At 38.5% G+C, this 21,790-nt stretch carries 17 protein-coding genes and 1 tRNA gene; 5 read left to right on the plus strand and 13 right to left on the minus strand.

Annotation, left to right across the window (positions count from 1 at the left end):
- Nucleotides 1-74: 74 nt before the first annotated feature.
- The 7 genes from SanaruYs_RS09145 to SanaruYs_RS09175 all read right to left on the minus strand — a co-directional run bounded on the left by SanaruYs_RS09145 (nt 75) and on the right by SanaruYs_RS09175 (nt 8,622).
- On the minus strand, nt 75-896 hold the full coding sequence (locus tag SanaruYs_RS09145) for an AraC family transcriptional regulator (RefSeq protein WP_127122250.1): 822 nt from the start codon (nt 894-896) through the stop codon (nt 75-77).
- 87 nt (nt 897-983) lie between these two features.
- Complete coding sequence (locus tag SanaruYs_RS09150) at nt 984-1,241, minus strand: hypothetical protein (RefSeq protein WP_127122251.1); 258 nt, start codon at nt 1,239-1,241, stop codon at nt 984-986.
- Between the two features lie 800 nt (nt 1,242-2,041).
- A complete protein-coding gene (locus tag SanaruYs_RS09155; protein WP_127122252.1) occupies nt 2,042-2,593 on the minus strand; it encodes a hypothetical protein in 552 nt (183 codons plus the stop codon).
- 146 nt (nt 2,594-2,739) lie between these two features.
- On the minus strand, nt 2,740-3,300 hold the full coding sequence (locus SanaruYs_RS09160) for a hypothetical protein (RefSeq protein WP_127122253.1): 561 nt from the start codon (nt 3,298-3,300) through the stop codon (nt 2,740-2,742).
- A gap of 128 nt (nt 3,301-3,428) precedes the next feature.
- Entirely contained in the window at nt 3,429-4,178 is a 750-nt protein-coding gene (locus SanaruYs_RS09165; RefSeq protein WP_127122254.1) for a hypothetical protein, read from the minus strand.
- Between the two features lie 320 nt (nt 4,179-4,498).
- The gene (locus SanaruYs_RS09170) at nt 4,499-6,934 is read right to left on the minus strand and encodes an ABC transporter permease (RefSeq protein ID WP_127122255.1); all 2,436 of its coding nucleotides are present in this window, start codon (nt 6,932-6,934) and stop codon (nt 4,499-4,501) included.
- Between the two features lie 497 nt (nt 6,935-7,431).
- Nucleotides 7,432-8,622, minus strand: a complete 1,191-nt coding sequence (locus SanaruYs_RS09175) for an RsmB/NOP family class I SAM-dependent RNA methyltransferase (protein WP_127122256.1) — start codon at nt 8,620-8,622, stop codon at nt 7,432-7,434.
- 69 nt (nt 8,623-8,691) lie between these two features.
- Here SanaruYs_RS09175 and SanaruYs_RS09180 point away from each other — a divergent pair, with 69 nt between their 5' ends.
- The 3 genes from SanaruYs_RS09180 to SanaruYs_RS09190 all read left to right on the plus strand — a co-directional run bounded on the left by SanaruYs_RS09180 (nt 8,692) and on the right by SanaruYs_RS09190 (nt 13,149).
- Entirely contained in the window at nt 8,692-11,532 is a 2,841-nt protein-coding gene (locus tag SanaruYs_RS09180) for a CHAT domain-containing tetratricopeptide repeat protein (RefSeq protein ID WP_160118620.1), read from the plus strand.
- A gap of 31 nt (nt 11,533-11,563) precedes the next feature.
- The gene (locus SanaruYs_RS09185; RefSeq protein WP_127122258.1) at nt 11,564-12,112 is read left to right on the plus strand and encodes a helix-turn-helix domain-containing protein; all 549 of its coding nucleotides are present in this window, start codon (nt 11,564-11,566) and stop codon (nt 12,110-12,112) included.
- An 83-nt stretch (nt 12,113-12,195) separates the two neighbouring features.
- On the plus strand, nt 12,196-13,149 hold the full coding sequence (locus SanaruYs_RS09190; protein ID WP_127122259.1) for a hypothetical protein: 954 nt from the start codon (nt 12,196-12,198) through the stop codon (nt 13,147-13,149).
- Between the two features lie 100 nt (nt 13,150-13,249).
- On the opposite strand, the gene SanaruYs_RS09195 is transcribed toward SanaruYs_RS09190, so the two are convergent.
- The 4 genes from SanaruYs_RS09195 to SanaruYs_RS09210 all read right to left on the minus strand — a co-directional run bounded on the left by SanaruYs_RS09195 (nt 13,250) and on the right by SanaruYs_RS09210 (nt 15,461).
- A complete protein-coding gene (locus tag SanaruYs_RS09195) occupies nt 13,250-14,353 on the minus strand; it encodes a hypothetical protein (protein WP_127122260.1) in 1,104 nt (367 codons plus the stop codon).
- The gene (locus SanaruYs_RS09200) at nt 14,350-14,982 is read right to left on the minus strand and encodes an ABC transporter ATP-binding protein (RefSeq protein WP_127122261.1); all 633 of its coding nucleotides are present in this window, start codon (nt 14,980-14,982) and stop codon (nt 14,350-14,352) included. Before SanaruYs_RS09200 ends, SanaruYs_RS09195 begins: the two co-directional genes overlap by 4 nt.
- 158 nt (nt 14,983-15,140) lie before the next feature.
- Nucleotides 15,141-15,222: transfer RNA gene (locus SanaruYs_RS09205), tRNA-Leu, on the minus strand.
- Nucleotides 15,210-15,461: a GIY-YIG nuclease family protein gene (locus SanaruYs_RS09210; RefSeq protein WP_127122262.1), complete on the minus strand. Its 252-nt coding sequence runs from the start codon at nt 15,459-15,461 to the stop codon at nt 15,210-15,212. Before SanaruYs_RS09210 ends, SanaruYs_RS09205 begins: the two co-directional genes overlap by 13 nt.
- Before the next feature lie 450 nt (nt 15,462-15,911).
- Between SanaruYs_RS09210 and SanaruYs_RS09215 the strand changes: the two genes are divergently transcribed.
- Nucleotides 15,912-16,343: an RrF2 family transcriptional regulator gene (locus SanaruYs_RS09215; RefSeq protein ID WP_127122263.1), complete on the plus strand. Its 432-nt coding sequence runs from the start codon at nt 15,912-15,914 to the stop codon at nt 16,341-16,343.
- 94 nt (nt 16,344-16,437) lie between these two features.
- Nucleotides 16,438-16,941: an SET domain-containing protein gene (locus tag SanaruYs_RS09220; protein ID WP_127122264.1), complete on the plus strand. Its 504-nt coding sequence runs from the start codon at nt 16,438-16,440 to the stop codon at nt 16,939-16,941.
- 95 nt (nt 16,942-17,036) lie between these two features.
- Here the strand turns inward: SanaruYs_RS09220 and treF are convergent, their stop codons facing one another.
- Nucleotides 17,037-18,644, minus strand: a complete 1,608-nt coding sequence (treF, locus tag SanaruYs_RS09225) for an alpha,alpha-trehalase TreF (RefSeq protein WP_127122265.1) — start codon at nt 18,642-18,644, stop codon at nt 17,037-17,039.
- A 194-nt stretch (nt 18,645-18,838) separates the two neighbouring features.
- A complete protein-coding gene (locus SanaruYs_RS09230) occupies nt 18,839-21,781 on the minus strand; it encodes a hypothetical protein (RefSeq protein ID WP_127122266.1) in 2,943 nt (980 codons plus the stop codon).
- Nucleotides 21,782-21,790 lie beyond the last annotated feature (9 nt).

A 21,790-nucleotide genomic window follows, 5' to 3' on the forward strand; every position in this document is an offset into this window, starting at 1 on the left:
AACTATTGCTATTTAAATTAATGCAATAAAGTTATTGCTAGTTGCAATGTTTTTATTGTACAAATGCGACACAACTAATCATTTTTGTAAATCAGAGAAGAAAGCGCCATGTTTTTATCGTTCAAAAACGCAGTTGGGCTTGTCCCTGTGAACTCCTTAAAATCTCTATTAAAGTGCGCCTGATCATAATACTCACCCTCGTAGGCAATATTGGAAAGCTTATCAGATTTCTCGCTTAACAACATTTTCAGGGACGCCTGCAACCTTAATACTTTCCCCAATTGTTTTGGGCTAAGTCCTATCTGCTTGACAAACTTTCTTTCAAGTTGTCTCCTCTTAGTCGAATCACTTTTTACTAGACTATTAATAGATGTATTCCCACTGCTTGATATAAGTGAATCAACGGTGTCCCTAACAATTTTGTCAATAGTTTTTTTATTATTCAGCGTATTTAATAGAAAATCTTCTGCAATGGCTATTCGCTCTTTTGTATCGGATGCTTGTACAATTTTTTGCTCTAATTCTTGGGATACCTTCTCGCCAAATAATGAGGCTAGCGGTGTTTCTTTATCTGATAAATCTTTTATTGGTGTGTTTACGAAATTAGCAAATCCGTAAGGGTAAAACCGTATGGCAAAGGTATTAACATACCCAATAGGTTGAATAAAAAACGGTTCAATGATTTGACCTATTACCATAGATCGCGGCTGGAGAATAAATGTCGTTTCCGATGTATATCGCTTTATTTCGTCTCCAAGCAAAAATGCCATTTCAAGACAACCATCTGAAACTATTCTTTGTTTTGGGGCATCAAATTCTACCGGAACTTCTAAGGTCCAATAGCATTTTATAAGTGCTTCTAAATTTGGATGGGGTTGGAATGTTTGATAGTTCATTGATGAGATTCAATTTTTGCTTACGTATCTTAAAGTGAAGTTATTTTGTAAGTGCAAGCGCTTTACTAGCCAAAAATACATTTTCTTTCAGAAGTCATCTGATCTGTTGTTCTTAATCCAACGTCTTCCGTATACCCAAAGTGTTATTGTCAATGCAAAATGAAGCACCCAATAAATCAATTTTCCTATAACCCTCCCGATTTCGTAGTTATCCAATGACCCGTTGAAGATTTTGAAAAATCCAATAATCGCACCAAGCAGTTTAGGAATTAGTGCTACCGTTACCAACGTCAAAAAGATGGCAACAACTATAAAAATATAACCAAATACTTTCTTTGCAGTCATTGTCTTTGTTAAGTTTATAAATCAAATTCATTAGGTCATCGCAATAATGAACATTATTATTTCAAGGCTCTTTAAGAGTTTATATCAATTAACTCTAGTCTTTGTTAACTTAGATAAGTACCTCCTCTACATTTTCCTTTCAACCTATACTGTACATTGCTTTTACTAATATCAAAATATTTTACACACTTATCCAAATAGGTAAAAGGTTCAGCAAAACAAAAAAGCATCTACTATACGTAAAATGCAGTTAAGCTCCATATTAAATTTTCTTCATTTCTTTGACAAGTTCGCTTTTAGCACAATCGAAACGCTTGCGCCTGTAGGGTGCAACTGTTGTTGTCCGAAGAGCAAATACTTGTCCACTTGCATTATTAAAAGTCCCAAGATTCTCCGATTATAAAAAAATTCACATAATCGAATATGAAGGTTATAACTCCAACGATCACACTAATCCTGTATTTAGCAAAATAATAAAATGTCCATGAAGTAATTGTAGCAAGAATTGCAACAATTGTCGCCACGAGATAAGGTCTGGAAGCTTGGACCATAACCCATTCAGGAATTATTGGACTAAGATTGAGATACCTATAATGATAATAATTTAAAGCATTAGTGATTATACTTAATAGCAGGATAACCGTGATAACCAAAGCCAGTAATTTCCAATTTGTACTTTTCAAATTCATACATCTCTTGTTTCAACTGCATTAAGCTGGGCTATGAAGCATTACTTTTATCCTTTTAAAAATAATTAATTAAAAGTAATGCATTATAGCCGTTGTTGTGTGCTGGCCGCATCACTCATCCTTTTTCGTTGTCCCATTTCCTACTAGCCTTTTAAACAGCCGCTTATTATGTCTTCTATCGCGAATTTTACTTCCGATGATCCACCACATCGCAATTCCCCATAAAATTGTAACAATCAATGAAGCAATGTGAACTTTGAAAAATGCGGCAATAAATATTAAAGTCATTGTAAGCATGAATTCAATATAATAAGTCTCTCTCTCGGAAATTCGTTGTCGGATAATGATTTTATTACCTCTCACGTTTCCAATTCGTTCTTTTGTCTTTAATACAAAATTTTGTACACTATAAAATCTGTCTTGGTCTGATAATGTGAAGCATATTCCAAACGCTTGTTCAACGGCCTCAAAAAACATATAATACTTTCGGACTCCCTTGAATGAATTTTTAATGTTGTCTTTTGTCGCTGGAGGAGTAATTAGGTAGTCGAGAAAATGATTCCTGTCATAAGTTGATTTCGGCTTTTGTCGTGTCCGCTCAAAGATGTTCAGTATAATTTTCTCAATTTCTTCAGTTGTCATACTTTTTTTTGCGGCTTTCACACAACACTGGGCTACATGCCGTGCCGCTTAGCGAAGCACGATTGTTTCCAGCGTTGCAAAGCCAATTTAGTAGTTTGTGCGTAATTGGCAAACTGTCCCGCGGCATGACAGGTGGCTATTGTTGGTGATAGTTTTTGTCTACACTTTTATTGTTTCCCTTTGTCAACCGTATCGTAATTTTCAAGAATTTCGTACCCATAAAGTCCTTTTCTAATAGTCAAAATTACTTTTTCTGCTCTTTCAACTTTTTCTGTTTCTGAGTTTTTAAATACTAATTCCTTATTCAAGCCGTAATACTTTATTTGAATGGTTGGCTTCCTTGCGGACCTATGCATTCTTCGTCCTGGTAGAGAACTCTTTGATTTTATTTCAAATCCTTCAATTTTAAGTTCAGTGTCGGCAAAGTAGTAATTTGTCGCCATAAACAAATAGCATGTAATAAATACCCAAGAACATGTGTTTTGAAGTAATGCATAAAATACTACACTTGTGTTATTAGTCTTGTTAAAATGATTTCGATTGATGAGAAATGTAACTACCCCCACTGTCATTATTATGGCTATTGGAATGGAGATGTTAATAATTGTCTTTCGATAAATAAATATCTGAAGTGTCAATAATACGAGTCCTACTATGAATGTCAGCTTATACAATGATTTCCATTGATTCGTTTTTTTGTCAGATTTTACGTTGAGTTTCCTTGTCATAAAAAATTACCGCCAACGTTTGTGTATGCGCAGTTTAAATTTCCTATATAATATTAACAAATTTAAATTGCGCATACACTTTGTTGGCAGTAGTGTCTCTATATTAACAATCCTTTCTTTGTAATCACTTAGTTATAGTTATTTTCAATATGTTGAATCATTTCTCGAGCAACGCGTTTAATATCTTGAAATTCGTATATCGTAGAAGTGCTTATAAATCGAATTGAAGTCAGCATTCCTTTGAATTCAGTCACGTCATCTGGGTTTAATAATGGCACTCCTTTCCCGTTCGGTATAATTCTCGGGGTAGTAATAAAATCCCTATTTATATTGTGTCGGTATGTCTTACGCAAAATATCTGGATCGGTAACACGATTAATACTTTGCATATATTTTAATTGATACGACATTTCAAGATTCTTAATACCTAAATAATCTTCAAATAAGCTATCATACTTTACCACTAAGTGGAAAAGCTGTTGGTCATTTAACACGTCTAAAAGTCCGAGTTCTTTTAAATTGGAGGCTGAGATTCCAGATGGTTTAAAAAAAGTTGTCCCAGTCATAGATCGGATTGCCATGTAGTATTGACTTTGATCAATTTGTTCTAGATTACTAGCAATCATGCTAAACAGGCTGTCGTTAATTGTTATACGCTTAAATTGAAAATCAATTAGGTTATCAATTATAATTGTGTCTTTTACAAGGTCTTGCTTCATAGATATAGCTAATTCATTCGCCCTGCTTCTTTGTCCAAGAGATTCACGCATATTATCGGCAAAAAAGCCTAGAGTTATTGCAAGGAAAATCATTAACCCTTCAAATAAGTATTGTTTGAATTGTTTCCGTTGTTTACCTTCATCAGTATTTTTTTCCATAGATATTAACTCAATTATGGGGAATGTACAATGTCTGTTTATTCTTTTTCAGAGGTCTAATTGGTCAGGCAACATTACTACCAACGCTCGGCTATATACATACTTTTTCATTTACTTCGATTGTATAGTCCTTCCATTGTATATACTCACCAATATTATCTGCTTTTGTGCTACACGTATCTATAAGCCCATTGTTTCTCGCTTTACTAATGTAAATATTTTTCCTTCACATCTCCAAACACTTCAATAAAACAAAACTGCACCCTACTCTCGTAAGGTGCAGTTCGCAGCCAAGTTACTAGCTTTTATTTTTAGAAATTTTATTCCGAGCGCAAGGTCTTAGCCGGATTAATGTTGGCACCACGGTATATCTGTAAGCTAACAGTACCTATTGCTAATACACTGAGTACTACAATGGGCACTACAAACATATCCCATTGCACGCCTATGCGAAAAGCAAAGTTGTCTAACCATGAGTCTATTCCGTACCAGGTGAGTGGTATGGCCAGCACACTGGCAATTAATACCAGTTTAAAAAACTGCCACGATAGCAGCGACATAATACTACTCACGGATGCACCTAATACTTTACGTATGCCAATCTCTTTTAATTTTTGTGAAGTCGTGAAAGAAGCCAGACCCCACAACCCTAGGCAGGCAATCAGTATAGCCAGTATGGCAAACAAACTGAAGATGCTTGCAAACTGCTGGTCGTCTTTATATTGTTTGTTAAAGAAGTCATCAAGGAAATAATAATCGAATGGATTACCCGGGAAAGCTTCTTTGTATTTAGCCTCTACCTGTCGTATAGTTTCCGGCATGTTATCACTACTCAAGTGCAGAGAAAAACTTCTGCGTGAAATACTATCCGCCTTCAACAACCAGGGAGAATGCTCAGTCTTTAGTGAGTTCCAATGATAATTTTTAAGTACACCTACAATGGCCACTGTGTCGCCACCTAGAATTATCCGTTCCTCTAATGCTTGTTCTGGCGTACCTAATCCAAAAGCAGTTAAAGCTGCCTCATTCACCAACACCGATTCCATATCCGAAACAATTGCTGGATTAAATGACCTGCCAGCCAATACCGTAATGCCATAGGTTGGCACAAAATCAGGATCTACCCACACCACACTTCCGGTTTTGCTTTCTTCAGCAGCAGCACCATCTTTGCGCATACCTGTTCCCCAGTTATAACCACCACCAGGTATGGCACCCGATGTTGCTACATTTTTTACACCAGGAATTTCCTTAAACTCATTTTTCAATGAGATGAGTCGCTGCCTCGCTCCTTGCCGCTCGAGTACACTGGGACCATTCACCACCAGCATCTGTTCCATGGTAAGTCCCTTATCCTGACTGCGCATAAACATTACTTGTCGGTAGATGGCAAATGTGCCGGCTATCAAAATCAGTGAGGAAGCAAATTGAAACACAACCAACACCTTGCGCAATGAAAAACCTCCACCCACTTTTTCAACTTTTCCTTTAATTACTTCTGTAATATTAAAAGATGATAATATAAAGGCCGGATAAGCTCCAGAAATAAATGAGCCTACTAAAAACAATCCGGTAAGAACCATCCAAAAACGAGGGTCACTAAAATTGAAATAGAAATCCTTCCCAACAATTTCACCTAGCGTAGGCAACAAACCTAAGGCTATAAGCACCGCCAGCACTACACCAAAAAAATTAACCAAAACCGATTCAAAAATAAACTGCATCATCAATTGTGTGCGGTGTGCACCAATGGATTTTTTTATACCTACTTCGCGAGCTCTCTCTAATGCGCGAGCCGTAGAAAGATTGATGTAGTTAACCCAGGCTATGGCGAGAATGAAAATTGAAATGATAATGAAGAAATAAATTGTATTAACGCTAATTGTAGCACTTGATTCATGTCGGAGTCCGGGACTCAAATGGATATCGCGAATAGGTTGGAATGCTAAAACATTCTTGCTGTTCGATTCTGCTAAATCTTTTCCTTGATATTTATCTACAAAAGCAGGAAGCTTCTCTTCTGCTTTTTTTACATCAGCATTTTCGTGCAGTTCTACATAGGTGATGAAATTATTCCAACCCCAACCATCATCTTGTTGATACTGGCCGCCTTCTAATAAATTATGTGTTGGTAAAAGTATCTCGAATGGGAAATGTGAGTTCTGTGGCACGCCTTCCAGTACTGCAGTTACTTCATATTCGCCATCAGCCCAGCCACCGGATATCTGTACAATCTTTCCAAGCGGATCTTCATCACGTTTAAAATACTTTTCCACCATCTTTTTAGTGAGTACAATGGACTTAGGATTGTCTAATGCCGTACTCAGATCGCCTTGAATAGCCTTGTAAGTAAAAATGTCGAGAAAGGTAGAGTCAACGAACTGCATGTTCTCTTCAAAGAATGTGGAAGGGTCGCCCGTCTCGCGTTTGTAACTCACCACTGCGCCACCGTACATAGGGTGTGTCCGCACATACGATTTTACTTCCGGTATGTCGGCCAACATTGCCGGCCCTTGTGCGTAACCGGACACTATACCCGAGCCCCTGAATTCTCCTGCTTGATAATAAGAACTTGTAGTGCGGTAGATGCGCTCCGCCTTGGTATGATAGCTATCGTAACTCAGCTCAAAATCTACATATTGAAGGATAACCAGACAGACTGCTACACCTAAGGCAAGCCCGAAAATATTAATAAAAGAATAGAGCTTCCGTTTCAGGAGGTTACGAATAGCAAGTGTAAGATAGTTTTGTAGCATGGGATTAATAATAATTAGTGTAGCCTTAAATTAATTGTGCGCATTTTAAATTGACAAGACTTGGAGAATTTACATCAGTGCTGCACATTTTCCCTATGTCACATACAGTGGGATGTTACAAAACTAATTTCTCATACCACCAGATGCACAAGAGAAGTAATTAGTTCTATTGCGCAGAAAATAATAACAGGAATACCGCAGGAAAGGGTAAAGGTTACAGAAAATGGTCGATTGATCAGAATTAGTTGATTGTAATTCGTTGATCGTTGGTGGTTGTTCGTTAGTGGCAGATAGTTGATAGGGTGATGGGATTCTGACCCACCCCGGCTTTTTTACCAAAGGCACCTTTATAGCCTGAGTCGTTAAATAAAAGCTTAGTCGGCTAATTTAAGCATTTAACCCTATGCCTAAAACAATTGTCAATTGTACACTGTAAATTATCAATTCCTATTAAACTTGTAACAAGCTGAACAGAGCTTAACAATTGAGAATTCCCTTTAGGCTTTTCTCACCACCCTGGCCATATAAAAACCATCAAAGCCTTCACTCGGCCAAATGTGTTTTTCTTCTTCTAGTGTAAAATCAGGATTATTGGTTAAAAACTTTGCTACCTGTTTTTCATTTTCTGTTGGCATCAAACTGCAGGTGGAGTATACCAGTTTGCCACCGGGCTTCACCATCATACTATAATCGTGCAAAATATTTTGCTGCAGGTCTATTACTTTTTCGATAAACTCAGTGGACAATTTCCATTTTGCATCCGGGTTTCTCCTAAGTACACCAAGTCCCGAACAAGGCACATCCAGCAACACACGATCGCCCATCTTTTCCATGCGCTTGATGGTTTTAGTAGACTCAATCACTCTAGTTTCTACATTGCCAACACCAGCACGTCTCGCACGCAATTTCAGCTCTGTCAATTTCCATTCTTCCGTATCCATAGAAATAATACGTCCCTTATTTTGCATCAGGGCAGCCAGGTGAAGTGTCTTCCCTCCTGCTCCGGCACAGGCATCGATCACACGCATACCTGGTTCCACTTGTAGAAAAGGGGCAATAGCCTGCGAGCCGGCATCCTGCACTTCAAATAAACCTTCTTTAAATTGTGGGAGCTTAAAAACATTTTGTCGCTGTGCCAAAATCAAGGCCTCAGGATAACGTTCATCCAACGTTACCTCTACCTCTACTTCGGAGAATTCCCTGTATAACTTCTTAACATTCGTTTTCAAGCTATTCACACGCAACACTACACGCGCTTCTTCGTTCAGGGCTTTAAGCTCATCATGCCAGATTCTGCCCAATTCTTTTTCCCCTTGCTCGTCCATCCAATCCGGAATAGATTCTGCGATTTTTCTCACGGTTTTTACTTCCTCCCACTTGCGCAAAATTGCCTTCCTGTTCAAGCCTTCAAACTCTACCCAATCCGGCAATTCCTGCTCGTTCATGGCGCACCAACCGCCCAACAACTTCCAGTAGTCGTGCGGTCCACAAGGCGTAACTTCCATCAGCAAACGGTACCAGCGTACGATATCGTAGGTTGTTTCAGCAATAAAGCGCCTGTCGCGTGCACCCCACTTAGAATTTTGCTTCAGAATCTTCTCAATTACTTTATCGGCATATTTCTTGTCACCAAAAATCTGTGTCAGCGAGTCAATAACGGCCTGGGTGGTATTTTTATACAATTTCACGCTGCAAGATAGAAATAGTAATTGTGCTTTGTTTCATAACTTTACCATCGAATTTATATGTTTCTTAAAATGAAATACCTATTCATCCTCTTATTTCCCGTTTGTGTGGTTGCACAAAGTCCGCTGCAAGGTTTAAAAAAAGCAGCCCTGGATAAAGCCAAAGGACTTGCCAGTAAAGAAAACCTGAACAAGGCTACTACCCTGTTGCTTAATGACCTCGATAAAACAAGGGCACAATTCGACTCAACAGACTTCGATTATTCTATCATTGTCACAGACAACTCGGGGCTATTCGATGTAAAGGAAAAAGGTGAAAGAAATGCCAAGCTGATTACCAGCGCCAATCTTTATAATAAGTTCATGCAAAATGATGAGCTTACTGAAATTGAAAAAGCACGAGCCCATCTGGAGTTCGGTGAAATCTTCTATGCACAAAATAAATACACTACGGCTGAAAACCGATTTACCTCAGCGCGTGAATTATTTGAAAGCGGAAGCGGCACAGATGATATTGGATATCTGAAAACCATTGCCAATCAGGGTTTGCTATATGCTACCATGGGGCGCTTCACTCAGGCTGAAACTTATACTGCTGAAGCTTTAGATTTGCGTAAAACCAAACTTGGTGAAACCAACGCAGGTGTAGCAGCTTCTTATAACAACTATGCTGTACTGCGTTATAATTTGGGTAAATACAATGAAGCAGAAAAAGATATAGAACAAGCATTGGCCATTTTAACGCAAAACAATTTAAAAGATGCCATGCAATATGCCATTGCGCTTAACAACCTGGCCATGCTTAAACAAACCATCGGGCGCTTTGATGATGCCATCAAAGATCTGAAAGAAGTGTTGAGCATTTCTGAAAAATTACAAAGCAGCAAATCTAAAAACCATTTGAAGTTTGTTTCAAATCTCGCACTACTCTACCAACAAACAGGCAAATACCCAGAGGCAGAAGCACTTTATCTAAGTGCGCAAAGTAGAATCAGCAAGACCAGTCCAGACTATGCAGCGCTCCTGAATAATTTGGCATTGTTATATCGTGCAATGGGGCAAGATGAAAAAGTTGAAGACCCATTGGTAAAGGCATTGGCCATTTATAAAAGTAATGTAGGCGATGAAAGTCCGGTATATGCCAAAACACTTAACGACTTAGGAAACTTCTACAGAAGTAAAGAGCGCTATGCAGAGGCAGAACCACTTTTAACTAAGGCTTTAAGTATTCGTGAAAAAGCATTGGGTACAACGCATCCCTTATATGCCCAGTCGCAGGAGGACCTGGCTATACACTATTGGAAAAAAGGCGAAATTGATAAAGCCTATACTTTGTATAAAGTGGTGATGGATCAATCGCTTGAGTTTATTAATCAATACTTTCCACCCATGAGCGAAGCGGAAAAAACCAAGTATTGGGATGTGCTTTCACCGCGTTTTCAACGTTTCTACAATTTTGCCAATGCATCTGCAGCCACCAACAAAGAAGTGGTGAAAGATTTATACGATTACCATATCGCTACTAAAGCACTTTTACTAAGTTCCACCAATAAAATTAAGCAGAGTATTATTGCCAGTAAAGATGCAGTGCTAATAACAGACTATTTCAAATGGCTCGATCAAAAAGAAACGCTGGCCCGTTATTATGCTTATACAAAAGAAGAACTGAAAGAGCAGAAAATTAACCTCGACTCCACCGAGCGTGCAGCCAATACGTTGGAGAAGAGAATTTCTGAACGTTCTAAAGATTTTTCAGCAGGGTTTAGCAACCAAAAAATTACCCATGCTCAATTAAGTACTCTACTAAACGATCAAGAGGCCATTGTAGAAATTGTACGTGTGCGTATTTACAACCAAAGCTTTACCGATCAGGTTGCCTACCTGGCACTTGTGTTAACCAGGGGAGCAAAGGAACCCGTTTTAATTACACTTAATAATGGGAATCAACTCGAAACGCGTTATGCTAAATACTACCGAAACACTATTCAACAAAAGCAGCCAGACAATGTCTCCTACGAACAATACTGGAGTAAAATAGAACCGGCATTGGCCGGTAAGAAAATTCTGTACTTGTCGTTAGATGGCGCTTACAACCAACTGAATCTAAACACACTTAAGAAAGCTGATGGTGATTATTTAGTTAAGAAGTACGAGATGATCTTGTTGGGTAATTCCAAAGACCTGATCGCGATTAAAAGTCGTAAAGCAAGTACACCTAAAAAGAATGCCTTCCTGATTGGCTTCCCCGACTATGGCGGTCCGGAACTAACAAGCTTACCAGGAACCAAAACAGAACTCGATGGCATCAATAAAATGCTGAAGTTAAATGGCTACCAGGTTATACAGTTTACGCAAAAGGAAGCAAGCGAGAAAAACTTAAAAAACATCAAAGCACCGGAATTACTACACATTGCCACGCATGGTTATTTCTTGCAAGATGTAGAAGGTAAAGACGATGCCTATGGCATTAGTGCTGAAAATGCATTAGAGAATCCACTGCTGCGTTCAGGTTTGATGCTGGCCGGTGCCAGTAAAACAGTAAGCGGTGCAAGTGCACCTAGTTTGGAAAGTAACGACAATGGAGTGCTTACTGCCTACGAGGCCATGAACTTGAATTTAGAAGGCACACAATTAATAATCTTGAGTGCCTGCGAAACAGGTTTAGGCGATGTTAAGAATGGCGAGGGCGTTTACGGTTTACAACGTGCTTTTTTAGTGGCCGGTGCGGACGCCTTGATTATGAGCTTGTGGAAAGTAGATGATGCCGCAACCCAACTGCTGATGACTAACTTCTACACAAACTGGATAAAGCTACGTGATAAACAAAAAGCATTTAAGCAGGCACAACTACAGCTCATGACTAAATACAAAGAACCATATTATTGGGGTGCTTTTATTATGATTGGTAACTAAACAGAAATGGTTGCAACAGTCTCGTGTATTCATGAATAATAAAGTCCAGCATTACCGTAACAGACTAGGCCTCACGCAATCTGAACTTGCACAGAAGTCTGGTTTATCGCTAAGAACAATACAACGCATCGAAGCCGGGTTGGAGCCCAAAGGTTTTACGCTAAAAAGTATTACTAAGGCATTGGAGATAGAAAGCACTGATCTATTGGAAGAGCACACTACTGATACCAGTGTTGATATTGCACAAGCGAAACTGATAAACATTGCGTCATTGGCCTATTGGGTATTGCCTTTCGGAAACATTATTGTGCCATCAATCCTGATCTACAAACAATCTGGCAGCGATACGCGGAAAATCGGATTGAACATGTTGAGTATCCAAATACTCTGGACGCTTTTAACGTCAGCCTTGCTTTTGCTTAGTCCGGCTATACAAGTCAGGCTTGCAACAACTGTCCCCATTATTTTCGTGGTTCTCTTTTCTATGTTTTGCTTAAATGCTTTCATCATCATATTAAATGCCATCGAGTTGAACAGAAGCGGCAAACCTTACATACTGCTGAAATACAGCTTGTTGTGAATCTGGCGTAAAACTGGCGCTTAATTGACGCAACGGTTTTGCTCTCAAAACAATTTCTTTTGATGAGCATTGCCAAAAAAAGTATGAAAATCATCAAAAGGATCTTAATTGCTGTGGCAGGCCTTATTGTGCTGTCACTATTCGGAGGGTATTTCTATTTCGAGAAGAAGTTTACACCCAAAATCAATAACCTCACAGTAGAGAATAGTAGTGGTTACATTCCCATTTTTTGGGAGCGTAGTCAGGATAGTGATATGTCAGCCTTGCTTTTACCTGTTAAAATTAAGGGCGTAAACATTCCTTTGTATATGCAGTTGGACTGTGGTTCGCCTAATACAATATTTTATTCCCGAGCAATGGAGTCCCTTATGCTAAACTTTCCAGCATCAATTCAACCAGCAGATAGTCTACACCACATATCATTATCCTATACACTAGGCAATTTAATTATTTCATCCAATCAGTTTGCTATGATAGAATATGGTCAAGCCATAAATGCAGACACTCCTGATTCTATACACATTATTGGAACTATTGGTACTGATCTGATGGAAAAGCGAATCACCATACTGGATTTCAAAAACAATAATTGTGCGTTCACAACTGCCATGCCTGATGGTATTGAAGAAGCAGAACTTCAACAGTTTACGTTCAAAAAAAGAAGAATTATGTTACCTGGAAAAATCGATCAGGAAGAAATGTCATTTCTTTTTGATACAGGAACCAGTGCATACTCACTGATTACCAGTCAGAATCTTTTTGAAAAATATTCAACTAAAAACGGTAATGAAGTTTTAAGCACTGGCAATTCGTGGGGCAATACATTAACTGTTCATACTAAGGAGTCAAATAAAGTAATTGACTTTGGCTCTACCATCACACCAATAGCAAACGTTACTTTTATTGAAGGAACTTCATTCTTGCAAAATTTACTCATGCGATTTTCCGAAATGGATGGAATGATTGGTAACAAACTTTTCAAAGACAAAGTAGTTGTGTTGAATTGTGCGCATGAGAAATTTGCCATTATTGAATAATTTACAATAGTAGCGCCAATTTCTAAAAATCATTTCTCACTCAAGTCTCTGGTATATCTGGTATTATACCAGAGACTTTTAACATTCAGTGATTCATTAATTACTCAATCTTCGGCTGATAACGGTAGTAGTAATGATGAAAAGAGAAAAATGAAATACTTACTAAACAAACCGCCAATGGCACAATCAGCTTGCTAAGAACCATCATAAAACAAAAAATAAACAGCACCATTATAAAATGAATCAGATAGTCCGGATTTCGGTTGCTTTTATAAAGGTATGTATGGAAACATAGTAGAAAGCAAGACGATAATAGAGCCAGCAATGGCAGTTGAAAGAGATTAATACCTCGCCCAAGTGTACCTACCAACAAGATTACTTCCGGTATAAAAAGAATAGTATAAAGTAAAAAGTACGATGAATAGGTTCTAAACCTTGATATTGGCAGGTTCCTTGTCCATGTAAGTTTCAGATCTTCATATGATTTCAGTTTAATCGCAATAAAAGTATGTGAAAGTACAGCAAAGAGCCATGCAAGAGCGATAATACGAAAGTCATCTCCTTCCACTAATGTTTCTTTTACTACATAAATCAAAGCGATGGAGAAAAACTTACTCAATGCAATAGCCATCTTCTCTTTGTGCAATAGATAATTCCAATAAATGCCCGACAGTCCTTTTAAAAATGTAAAAGAGAAAACCGGAAGCTTGATAAAGGGAGGAATATGCTTTCTATGAAAAAATGAAGTTAAACTGTAGGCAGTGATTGCAAGAAGACAAATTTGAAATGAAAAAATAGTCAGACACTGCCAATAAAATCCATTTACAAGTGCAATAGAAAAAATGGCAATGCTATAAAGAAATACCGGCAAAAACGTGAGGGAACATAAGATAAAGAAGTATAGGAAGTTTTTTGTTTTTGATAATAGGGCCAGTTCATTCAATATCTGGTAATCATTTTGATTAAGGAGTTTTAGGAAAAATAATAATACTTTTACTTGATACAGCAGCCATAATGCCAATACTACTAGTAAAAATATTGTGGATGTGAGCACACCATAGATCAGGGATTGGTGATAATACACTACCTGCGATGATTCGACCACCCCGAACATGATAAAAAATACAAAAAAGAAAATGCCAGCATGGCTTTTATAAAAAGGAGTTGCCAGACTCCTGATCAATAGATGCAACACCATATTCATAGCAATGTAAAATTTGCGCTGTGGTTTTCAATTTTTAAAACACCTTTACAGACAAAATGAGTCTCCGGCAATTGTTGATGCGAACTGATGATGAAGGATACACCAGCCTCGCACCGTTGACTAATTAAAGAAAGCAGTTTCGGCATAAACTCATCATCTATGGTTATTAATGGTTCATCAAGCAGAATCAGCTTCATATCACCAATGAAAGTCATTAGCAAAGAAAGTTTTTTTAGCATACCGCTTGAATAAGTTCCCACCGGATACTTGATAAAGTCAGCGATGTCAAGGTGAGCCAGTAAATCGTCCACTTGTTGATTAGAAGCTTGTCGTGTCTGCTGTACAAAGCGGATCAATTCAGTTCCTGTTAAAAATTCTGGAAACAGCGGTTCAGCTTCGGCATAAGAAACCAACTTTCGATAGGCAATGGGTTTGCTCTTTAAGTTTACGCTATCGACACTAACTTCACCATCAAAGGGATTAATTCCGGCTATGATTTTCATCAAAGTGGTTTTACCTGACCCATTACCACCTTTCAACCAATGAATACCTTCAGGTATTTCAAGATGAGCAAAGTTTAGAATGGTTCTTGAACTATAATCTTTTTTAATATGACTAAGAATAATCATCAACTTATCGTATTTCCTAAAAATACTAAAAGATAGCTGTTCGTATAGTTAAGCAGGCAGCGCACAAAAGTGTAATGGATGTATTCAACCATTCGTTTTGGAAGGCATATCTAGGTTTAAGGCAATAAAAAAAGCCTCATCGGACAGATGAGGCTTTGTGCCCAGGACTGGACTCGAACCAGCACACCTTACGGAACCACCCCCTCAAAGTGGCGTGTCTACCAATTTCACCACCTGGGCAATGTTTTTAAATTTTTCAAAAACTCCTTTCCTATCCCACTTTTCAAATATATCTCACGCTTCCTAGCTTCTACTCTTGTTGGAAAACTTTCTACAAAAACTACATCGAATGGTCGATAAGCTTTCGTTGTCCTATTTTGGCCAGTATTATGTTCTCCCACCCTCCTATCAACATCGTTTGTTAACCCTACATAAATGTAAGCCCGCGACAAACTCTTTAATGCATAAACAAAAAACATATGCAAAAGATATATATTCTGTTTATCAAATCACATTCCCCTACCCCCTCAAAGTGGCGTGTCTACCAATCCTGCCTGCCGGCAGGCAGGTTCACCCCTGGGCAAATACAATTCAAAACAAACTCTTCTAAAATCAAGTATCAGCAAAAAGGCAGGTTCACCACCTGAGTCTATGCTAAAACTCCATTTTAGCGGGTCGCAAATGTAAAAAGCTTTACAGAGATAAACAATTACTTAACTCAGGATAAACTTTTCTTAATATCACTTGACTTTATGAAAAAGATATCCATACCTTAGTGTTCCGCATTTAGGAGCCCATCTAAATTTTCCTAATTGCTGCACAACGAGTGTAAAAGCTGTCTCAGGCGGAGGCAGCTTTTATAATTTACGGCCCTCCCCAGAATCCTTCAAAACTTTTACTATTCTAAGCTAAAGCCTATCTTGCCAAGCATGCTTTCTAAAAAATGTAAATACGCCATTCACGCATTGATATACCTGGCTGAGCGCTACGAGCAAGGTCCAGTACATATTCAAGAGATTTCCGAGAAACAAAAAATACCCAAGAAGTTCCTCGAAGCCATTTTACTTGAACTTCGCAACGCCAAAATTCTACAAAGTAAGAAGGGTAAAGGTGGTGGTTACTACCTCTACAAAAAGCCTGAAGATGTTAATATGATCGATATCATCCGCCACATGGATGGAGCCATTGCTATGTTGTCGTGCGTTTCGCTAAACTATTACGAACGCTGTGATGAGTGTCAGAATGAACCCACTTGTGGTATACGAGATGCGTTTATCCAAGTGCGTGACCAAACCCTTAAGGTACTCGAGAAAAGTACACTGGCACACATTCTCAAAAGACAAAAACAGCTTGGTATCTGAGTCCAAACCATAAAAGTAAATCACCGTCCGTCAAGGGCTGTTTTTATTATCCGATTCTAGTTCTATCTTGCGCGGCTTTAGCAAAATAGATTACATGGCATTTCTTGAAAAGAAGTTATTGGTAAAAAAGTCAACCCTGCCCGGAGCCGGTAAAGGCTTGTTTACGACTGTAGACATCCCAAAAGGTAAACGCATTGTCGAATACAAAGGTACAAGAACAACCTGGACTGAGGTAGAGGATGATGACGGAAAAAACGGCTACATTTTTTACATCACCAGAAACAATGTGATTGATGCCCTACCCCATAAAGAAGCACTAGGCCGTTATGCCAATGACGCACGTGGCATGTCTAAGGTAGATGGCATTCGTAACAATGCAGAATATATCATCAGCAAGGGACGTTGCTACATCGATGCCATGAAGGACATTGAAGCAGGTTCTGAGATTTTGGTGAGCTATAGCGCTGATTACTGGAAAACCATTAAAGACAATATCAAGCTTGAAGAGAGAAAGACAAAAAACAAGAAAGTCAAAAGCAAGAAAGTCAAGAGTGAAAAGAAGAATACTGGCAAAAAATCTTCGAAGAAGAAAAAATAGTTTGAGGATAGAGCAAATTTAATCCATAGGTTGCTCACTAATTTTTTTCAGCTCATTACTTATTAAAATCAAAAAGCCATCAGAAAGCATCAGATCTACTCCTCTGTCTGCATATTTTCTACCATTTCCTTTTTTGCTAAAATCTTTTGAAGTGCAATAACAACACCATTAGTCCATCCGAAACCATCTTGCAGTGGGTATTCGCCTCCTCCAGCAAAAAGCATAGTGTCCATTACATTATATTTCTCCATCATTTTACCAGTGGCTTTATAAACGTCTATGTTACGATTGAGCCATCTTTCAGCAGCCGCATTGCCCTCTTTTCCATAACCATAATTATACAATCCATTTATGGTGATCCACTGCAGGGGAGCCCATCCGTTGGGTGAATCCCATTGTTCACCTGTTTCATTTAGAGTAGTAACGAATCCTCCGGGTTTTAAAAAATCTGATAATAACCTCGCTACCACCGATTTTGCTTGGGCTTTAGATGAGAGGCTGAAGAATAAAGGATATGCTCCTGCCAATGATAAAACCCCAGTGGGTTGGAGCATTTTATAGTCATAGTCTACATAATAATTCTCGTGTTTATCCCACAGATATTTATCAATGGCATATTTTCTTTCTCCTGCTTTGCAAAGGTAGTATTCCGATTTTTGTAGATCATCAACCCAATTATACCCTTGGGCAATTTTCAACTCCAGGTGGTACAACAATGCGTTCAAATCAATTGGTACAATATCTGTAGTATGAATGGTCTCAAGAGATTTATGATCTTTAAACCATCTGCTACTATAGTCCCAGCCCGATTCGGCTCCGGCTCGTAAGTGCCTATAAGTACTAGATGGGTCCAAATTATTATTGTTCACTAACTCATAATCCTGTTTAAATGATTCAGGTCTGGGGAAGTCATAGTTATCCCAATACCTGTTTAAAACCTCGCCATCCGCCATACGAACCACCATATTAAATGTAGGAGATTCAGCATTTAGGGAATCTGCTCCATGCATCCAAAAGTTATATTCACGAACCAACCTTGGCAAATACTGATTATAAAGATCTCTTTGGTCGGACGCCACCAAATCTACCATTAGGGAGAAGAAAGGCGGTTGAGACCTCCCTACATAATAATTTCTATTCCCATTGGGAATAAAGCCAAGGGAGTCGATCAGAAATGAAAAATTATCAACCATATTTATCGCCATTTCACGCTGGGAAGACTCCATCAATCCTTCCATGGTAAAGTAGCTGTCCCAGTAATAAATTTCGCGAAATCGGCCTCCAGGCACAATGTAAGGCTTAGGAAGAGGCATTAATGAAGACCGTGGATCATACTCATCAGGTTGCCTTGTCAGCACAGGCCAAAGAGACATGATATGCTGAAATACATTTTTGGTGGCATCTGTGTTAAAACCTGTAGCCGGAGTCACCGGCAGCTCAAAGTGTTCGGCTACAAAATCTTCAAGGCTAAAGCCAGTCTGATCTTTTTTTTGGTGATAGAGTTGGAGGATAGTGGTGAGCTTACGCTTAGGTATACAGTCCACAAACGTTTTTGAATCTGGATAAATACCCGAAAGCTGCACCTCTTTAAAAATAGCTGATGCATAAAAATTAAAATTTGAATTATTTTCTCCAGAAGGTTGGCTACAGGTTGAAAATACAACCAAAGCAATGATTAATATATTTGAGGTTTTAAACTTCATCTTGATCTTTTCTAAATTAATAGAGACTTATTCTTATTTACCAGCTGCTGCTCACACTCTATCCAAAATATTTTTGATCCCAACTTTCCTAAACTGAGGGTCCAGTTAATGTCCTAAGTAAATTGAAATTTAGAACGATTTACCACATCTAGCAGCTCACAACCAAACCCACCTATTCAGTAAACCTTAATATTTTATTTCAACATCAACCGCTGAAGCGATATTCTCGCATCGGCTGCATAATCATCGTAACCCAGTCTGAGTGCTTCGCCTATATAAGCTTTCCATAAACGAACAGAAGATTTATTCACCTGAACTGCCTCCGAAAGAATAGCATAGGCTTCTCCATTGTCCTTCGAAAATTTCCGCGCATATTCTGCAGCTGTAATCACACCTTCTTCAAAGAAAGGATTGGCATGTGCTAATTGTGCAAATGCTTTATCTGCCAAAGCTTTCTCTCCACCTGCATCATTCAGTAAACCTTCGTAATACATTTTATCTAATTTACGGTTCAATGAGAAGGTAACATCACTCAATTGCGTTGCTAATGCATCCAATTCGCCAAGAGATGCCAACACCCTTAGTTGTGTAAACTGTCTGAAGGTTCTAACCGCAGGACTATTAACGCTAAGGCTAAGCGCCTCTTGTATATAACGCTGCGCTGTAGCAGGTCTGTCTGCTTCAAGTTGTCGTACTGCCATCTCTGTAAGGCTTTGCGCTTTGTAATTTGCCTCCTCCATGCTATTGACCAACACAGTAAGCATGGTAGTATCTCTGGTACTTAATCTGTAGCGACTGTATTGGTATTTGATGGCGTCAGTACTTTTGATGGCCTCCTGTAAATTCATGCTTAACACTTGTGTTATGGTATTCGCCAGACTTCTCTCACCTTCATCCGCAGCACTCAGCAATTTTTCCCATAAGATGAGGGCATCACCCAGGTTACCACTTTCTGTTTCGGCTATAGCCATATAGAATTGGGCATCTTTATAATTATAATTGAAGGCATAACGGAAAGCGAGTGCTGCCGCCTCAGGATCTCCTTGCTCCAATAACCACAAGCCAATCACAAAATTGTATTTCCCTTGATTGGAGGCACTCACAAATGATAACTCACTCATCAGTTGTAAAGCCCTTGCTACATTGCCCTGTAAGTAATGCGCATGTGCCAAGGCTACTTTTAAGGCTTCAGCATAATCTAAGTTTACACTATCTCGCGCCAGCACCTCAGCTTTATCAAGTTCTGTAGCTGTGATGGTTAATGATTTGGCCAAAATAAAGTTGTGGAGTAAGGTTGCCTCATGCAAGGTTAAGACTCCCTCTTTCATAACATTTATTTCCTTGTTTAAAGGCATGCGTGTTATAGCAGACAGCCCCAACAAATTTGCATTCACACCTTTATTTTCAGTTTTAAAAAGTGATGCGAGCGAATCTGGTGAAATTGGTAGGAGCTCTGTTGCAACTATACCGGTAAAATTAGTTTCAGCTGCATTCTTTGTTTTTGCATAATTGCGTGAGGCGCCCAATAAAAAGAAGGAAGAATCCAACTCATGTATTTTACCTTTAAAAAGTCCTAAATTATTGGTCAGGTAAGGATCATCAGGCAACTGCTTCAATGCATCCTTTAGGCTGAAAATGGATTTAAAATTATTCTCTTCCCAATTATATACATTGGCATCATTGGCCAAGGCATAAGCAGAAGGGCGTTTTAAATTGGCGCGTGTATAGTAATCATGACTTTGTTGCCACTGAAACTCACCTGAATAATAATAACCTTTAGCATAATTAGCATGATGGTTGGCATAACCATAGGTTCTACCTTGTTCATAATAGAGTTGCGCCACATCCTCCTCTCCTATGGCTACATATAAATCTGCCATGGAAGTCCAAAATCCTGAAAAAGAATTATTCACATAACTTTTCCAGTCATTGTAGATCATTAAACTCACCACTACAATAATACCTCCTAGTCTGAAAGTTTCGTAAGGCATTCTATTGGGCCTGTACAAAACTTTCCACGCGGATAAATCCCGATCAATAAGTTTTAAAAAGTTTGAAAAAACGTATAAAAGCAAAATCAAACCAAAACCCAGGTGACAAAATACAAGGATGTCTCGTAACGCTTCCAGTGGTGCATCATTGGAGGTTCCAAATAAAAAAGCAAAAGTGATGAGCGCAATACTTGCCATCGCCAGGTAGAAGTAAGCACCGAAGGGATAAAAAGGCATTAGTCCCTGATACAAAACTTCTCTGTGCTTCCAGCCCCAAAAACCAATGAATACGGTAACACTAAAGATTAAATAAATATCCAGGTAAAGAATATTCCATGTAATGAAACCCTGATCATTACCGTAAATCAAGACAAGGTTTAACAAATAAATAATAGTGATGACTAAAAAATGTTTGAGGCCTGTTGATGCTTGCGCTTGTGTAGTAAGGTATAAGAAACCTGCAGGCACTTCATGCGCCACCATTACAATGAAAATCACTGTAAGCACCATTGCCGGTACATATGCCGTTACACTCAAATACATGAATGGCAGTTTTACACCGGCCATGAAATAAATTACAATGGACACCAATAATGTAATCAATGCAAAAATTAGTAGTCTGAACTGGAATGTTGCTGTTTTATTAAAGGCATTGAAATAAAAACTGGGCAGCAGAAAGACAGCAATGGTACCTATTGTAAACCAACTGTTACCTAAACCTGCTACTTGCAACACATCTAACCTAAGGCTTACTAAAAAAAGAATTACTAAACCACTGGCAATAAAGTACCAGAATTTTTCGAGCGCAGAAAAAATGGTAACCAGGTAAACAAAAGCTATGGTCAATACTAATACAAATACATATGAAATGTAAAGATTAGGCTGAAGCTTACCTCCCTGAAAAAATTCAAAAAGTAAATACACATTTACAGGAACAGTAATTTCGAAAGGACCCAACTGAAATTCGTGGATACTGGTTTCTACAATTTTCTGTTCTTGGAAATTTTCCCAACCGATTACGCTGTCAACACCTTTGAAATAATAAAATGCAAAAAACACGAATGAGATAACCATTAGAGTCATCAACAAATAGGTATGTTGCTTATAGGATGTATTCCAGGTTTTCCAAAACCAAAGCTTATTCATAAGTACTTC

The organism is Chryseotalea sanaruensis, from assembly GCF_003990915.1.
GTDB lineage: Bacteria > Bacteroidota > Bacteroidia > Cytophagales > Cyclobacteriaceae > Chryseotalea > Chryseotalea sanaruensis.

Bases quoted from the DNA above. Each gene is read 5' to 3' on its own strand.
- SanaruYs_RS09145 (WP_127122250.1), bottom strand. From the start codon at position 896: ATGAACTATCAAACATTCCAACCCCATCCAAATTTAGAAGCACTTATA.
- SanaruYs_RS09150 (WP_127122251.1), bottom strand. From the start codon at position 1,241: ATGACTGCAAAGAAAGTATTTGGTTATATTTTTATAGTTGTTGCCATC.
- SanaruYs_RS09160 (WP_127122253.1), bottom strand. From the start codon at position 3,300: ATGACAAGGAAACTCAACGTAAAATCTGACAAAAAAACGAATCAATGG.
- SanaruYs_RS09165 (WP_127122254.1), bottom strand. From the start codon at position 4,178: ATGGAAAAAAATACTGATGAAGGTAAACAACGGAAACAATTCAAACAA.
- SanaruYs_RS09170 (WP_127122255.1), bottom strand. From the start codon at position 6,934: ATGCTACAAAACTATCTTACACTTGCTATTCGTAACCTCCTGAAACGG.
- SanaruYs_RS09180 (WP_160118620.1), top strand. From the start codon at position 8,692: ATGAAATACCTATTCATCCTCTTATTTCCCGTTTGTGTGGTTGCACAA.
- SanaruYs_RS09185 (WP_127122258.1), top strand. From the start codon at position 11,564: ATGAATAATAAAGTCCAGCATTACCGTAACAGACTAGGCCTCACGCAA.
- SanaruYs_RS09190 (WP_127122259.1), top strand. From the start codon at position 12,196: ATGAAAATCATCAAAAGGATCTTAATTGCTGTGGCAGGCCTTATTGTG.
- SanaruYs_RS09195 (WP_127122260.1), bottom strand. From the start codon at position 14,353: ATGAATATGGTGTTGCATCTATTGATCAGGAGTCTGGCAACTCCTTTT.
- SanaruYs_RS09200 (WP_127122261.1), bottom strand. From the start codon at position 14,982: ATGATTATTCTTAGTCATATTAAAAAAGATTATAGTTCAAGAACCATT.
- SanaruYs_RS09210 (WP_127122262.1), bottom strand. From the start codon at position 15,461: ATGTTTTTTGTTTATGCATTAAAGAGTTTGTCGCGGGCTTACATTTAT.
- SanaruYs_RS09215 (WP_127122263.1), top strand. From the start codon at position 15,912: ATGCTTTCTAAAAAATGTAAATACGCCATTCACGCATTGATATACCTG.
- SanaruYs_RS09220 (WP_127122264.1), top strand. From the start codon at position 16,438: ATGGCATTTCTTGAAAAGAAGTTATTGGTAAAAAAGTCAACCCTGCCC.
- treF (WP_127122265.1), bottom strand. From the start codon at position 18,644: ATGAAGTTTAAAACCTCAAATATATTAATCATTGCTTTGGTTGTATTT.
- SanaruYs_RS09230 (WP_127122266.1), bottom strand. From the start codon at position 21,781: ATGAATAAGCTTTGGTTTTGGAAAACCTGGAATACATCCTATAAGCAA.